The organism is Verrucomicrobiota bacterium, from assembly GCA_037139415.1.
In the GTDB taxonomy this organism is placed as follows: Bacteria; Verrucomicrobiota; Verrucomicrobiia; order Limisphaerales; family Fontisphaeraceae; genus JBAXGN01.
The window spans coordinates 1-2,877 of sequence record JBAXGN010000342.1 but is presented as its reverse complement, the minus strand read 5'-3'; the positions used below and the strand labels follow the sequence as shown (position 1 = coordinate 2,877).

Here is a 2,877-nt window from a genome sequence, read left to right as displayed (position 1 = left end):
GCTCGTCAGGCTCATAACCTGAAGGTCCTGGGTTCAAATCCCAGCCCCGCAACCAATTTACGGCCCTGAGATGCAAGTTTCAGGGCCTTTTTTGTGGGCTTTTTTGGTCATTTCCCCTTTTTTACCATCTTCATCCAAATCCCTTGAAACATGGCGAACAACGTGAAAAATGACGGTCAAAAACAAACACATACACAAACACACACACACACACAGCGGCCATTTTTCCCTATTTTACGGCCTCACCGCTGCCCTCACTGCCGCCCCCACTGCTGATTCCACGAGCGAATTCAAGTTGGTTCCGGCGTTGCTCTCCTAGCTCAGGTTCCCGACACTCGCCCCTTGGGTCTTATCGGTCTGGCTCGCCTTCCAATTCGCGAGCACCGATTTCCCCGCGAAGATCGTGCTGGCCGTGGCGTGCGTGGTGATCTCCCTGGCTGGTCGTCCATTTTCATAACTCGTATCCGTTTGCGTCGTGCTGAACCGCGCACACCCGGCCGCCAGCGTCAGCCCGGCGGAAGTAATTAAAATGACGATTCGTTTCATGCTCGACTCCTTTCCATTCGGGAGGACCGCAGTTCATCCCGGCACTCTTCCAAAACCCGCGTATTACTTTCCAGGCACGTGATCAGCTTCGCATTGGCCGCGCTCTGTTCCGTCACCATCCCCCGCAAACTCTCCTGGTACGAGTCCCGCGCCTGCTTGTGGTCATCAATCAGCCGCTCATGCTGGCGCACGAAGTACCGCATCACGCTCGCCGCGAAAATGCCGAACACCACCAGGCTGGCCACGAACAACCACCGGTCATTTTGCGTGGCCGCTTGGTTCGTCAATTGCACGAGTTCGTTCATAGAGTTAGTCATGTTAAACCCTCACCAGTCGTACCGCCCCGCTTCCGCCACTCAGCAGCGCCCCATATTTCCCGAGCATCGTCCGCACCAGCGCGGGAATGATTTGCCGGGTATCAGTCTTGCTGTAGGTCGTCTCGCTGAAATCCGCGTTGTGTTGCTTCAATACCCCTTCCCCTGGCGGCGCAGCCGTCCGATCCATCACCAGCAGCTCCCGCGCCAATTCGCAGGCAGCGTCCACCACGGCCTTGGGCACCCGGTCGAAAGCCAGGTAATCATCACGAATCCACCGCAGTGGCGCCACCCTGGCAGTCACCCGGTCCGGATCGGGACACTCCGCCCGTGGCCACTGCAACGCCTGTTCCGTTTTGACGCGCCCGCCGTTGAACTGGAATTCCACGTCAATCAACCGCGTAGCCATAACCAGGGCCACCGCCTTTTGTTCCTCCGTCGCCCCCGTCCAGGCAGTCCCGTATAGATGTCCCTCATGGTAAGCATCACCATCGGCCACGTCAGCGTAACTATTGCTGTCATATTTTCCGGTTCCATCCTCTTTGGTTAAGGTTAAGGCCATAACTTAGGTCAGTTGATATTTCTCCCGCAGATACTGCTCGATACCCGCCCGGAACGAATCATCCAGCGCCCAGTTGTAAACCAGCACCTCGGCAATGTCCCCGTTGAGCCCTTCCGCATACGCGCCACCAGCCCCCAGGCAAATATTCCCTGGCGCACCCGCGCCGGCATACTGCCCCACCAGCACCCCGTTCACATAGTTCCGCGACACGCCAGTGTCCTGCCATCCCGTCTGGAGCACAAACGCACCCGGCACCAACGGCGGTCCACTCGTAAACGAGCCCCCGGCATAAAAGTCATACTTCGCGCCGTACGGCCCCAGCATCCAATTCGCCGCCCCTTGCACCGCCCGATACGCATTGCTATCGGTCGCATTCCCGCAATACACCACGAACGCCGTCAACGGCACGGCCAGCCCCGCATTCGTCCACATGCCATCATCCGCGGCGTCGAAACGCATCACCGGTTTCCCGTTCAGCACATTCACCGCTAGTACCGGCATTCTCGTCGGATTACTTTGCACGGCATGATGGTTCAGCCCGCTCTGATCCTGCCAGATGCCCACCAGGTCCGTATCCCCCGCCGGGTCGGCGCCACTCACGGGCTCCACCGAGGTCTCATAGCTGAAGGTGCTCATGGAACCATCCACCAACTCGCACACCGCCACATCCACGGCATAGTCATAATTGGGGCTGCCACTGCTGCAATATTTCATGACCCGATACCCATCCGCCCCAGGCACCGCATCCCAGCTCCAATGCACCGTGTAATAATTGGAGGAATAGTCATCCTGGACGGTCACCTCCGCATAATTGGGCGAGAAATACTTTTGCCCATTCCGCATCTGGTACGGGTAAATCCGGATGACGTGCAGATACCCCGCCGCCGAATATTCGGAGCCAACGCCATATTCAATGTAGCCATTCCCCGCAGGGGCCGCCGGCTGCCAACACTTCATGGCTCCCGCCCCCGCGTCCAGCCAAAGCATCAGCCCGCCCACATGATTGGGCAGGATCGCCTGCACCGTCTCCTGGGCGACCACCCCGCGCCGCCCCCGGATCATAAACCCAGGCACCATGCGTCGCTCCAGTGCTGGGGCAGCACTGCGCACCGGAATAACAATGCGCCCCTTACTTTTTGCCATTCGGAGTTTCATTGCGCTTGCCTTTCTTACCGGCACTTAGCACCGGAGGGGGTTGCACCAGTACCGGCGCTGCTGCGTCCGCCTGAGGCAGCCGGCTGCCCGGCATTTCTGGCGCTGCTGGCGCAGCGTTGGGCGGCATCAGCGGTCGCCGCTTCCGGCGAATGACAGGATAGAGATTGTGCATATTTTTTTCCTTTCATGACTCAGCCGCCATCGGCGGCTCATTCTGAGAACCCCAACGGGGTTCCGTCCATTAGCCCAGCAACGGTGTTAATTTTTGCAACTGTTTTCGGTGATTTTTTTATCCGTGGG

General features: G+C 58.5%; 5 protein-coding genes. All 5 read right to left on the bottom strand.

Going from position 1 to position 2,877, the window contains the following annotated elements:
- Window positions 1-315: 315 nt before the first annotated feature.
- The 5 genes from WCO56_29430 to WCO56_29410 are packed head-to-tail and all read right to left on the bottom strand — an operon-like array spanning window position 316 to window position 2,749.
- A complete protein-coding gene (locus tag WCO56_29430; GenBank protein MEI7733723.1) occupies window positions 316-546 on the bottom strand; it encodes a hypothetical protein in 231 nt (76 codons plus the stop codon).
- A complete protein-coding gene (locus tag WCO56_29425) occupies window positions 543-851 on the bottom strand; it encodes a hypothetical protein (protein ID MEI7733722.1) in 309 nt (102 codons plus the stop codon). The genes WCO56_29430 and WCO56_29425 overlap by 4 nt, the downstream gene beginning before the upstream one ends.
- Window positions 852-864: 13 nt before the next feature.
- Window positions 865-1,422 (bottom strand): DnaT-like ssDNA-binding protein, encoded by a 558-nt coding sequence (locus tag WCO56_29420; protein MEI7733721.1) that lies wholly within the window; start codon window positions 1,420-1,422, stop codon window positions 865-867.
- Between the two features lie 3 nt (window positions 1,423-1,425).
- Window positions 1,426-2,565, bottom strand: a complete 1,140-nt coding sequence (locus WCO56_29415; protein MEI7733720.1) for a LamG-like jellyroll fold domain-containing protein — start codon at window positions 2,563-2,565, stop codon at window positions 1,426-1,428.
- Window positions 2,552-2,749 carry a hypothetical protein gene (locus WCO56_29410; GenBank protein MEI7733719.1) on the bottom strand — a complete coding sequence of 66 codons (198 nt, stop codon included), beginning with the start codon at window positions 2,747-2,749 and terminating at the stop codon, window positions 2,552-2,554. The genes WCO56_29415 and WCO56_29410 overlap by 14 nt, the downstream gene beginning before the upstream one ends.
- Window positions 2,750-2,877 lie beyond the last annotated feature (128 nt).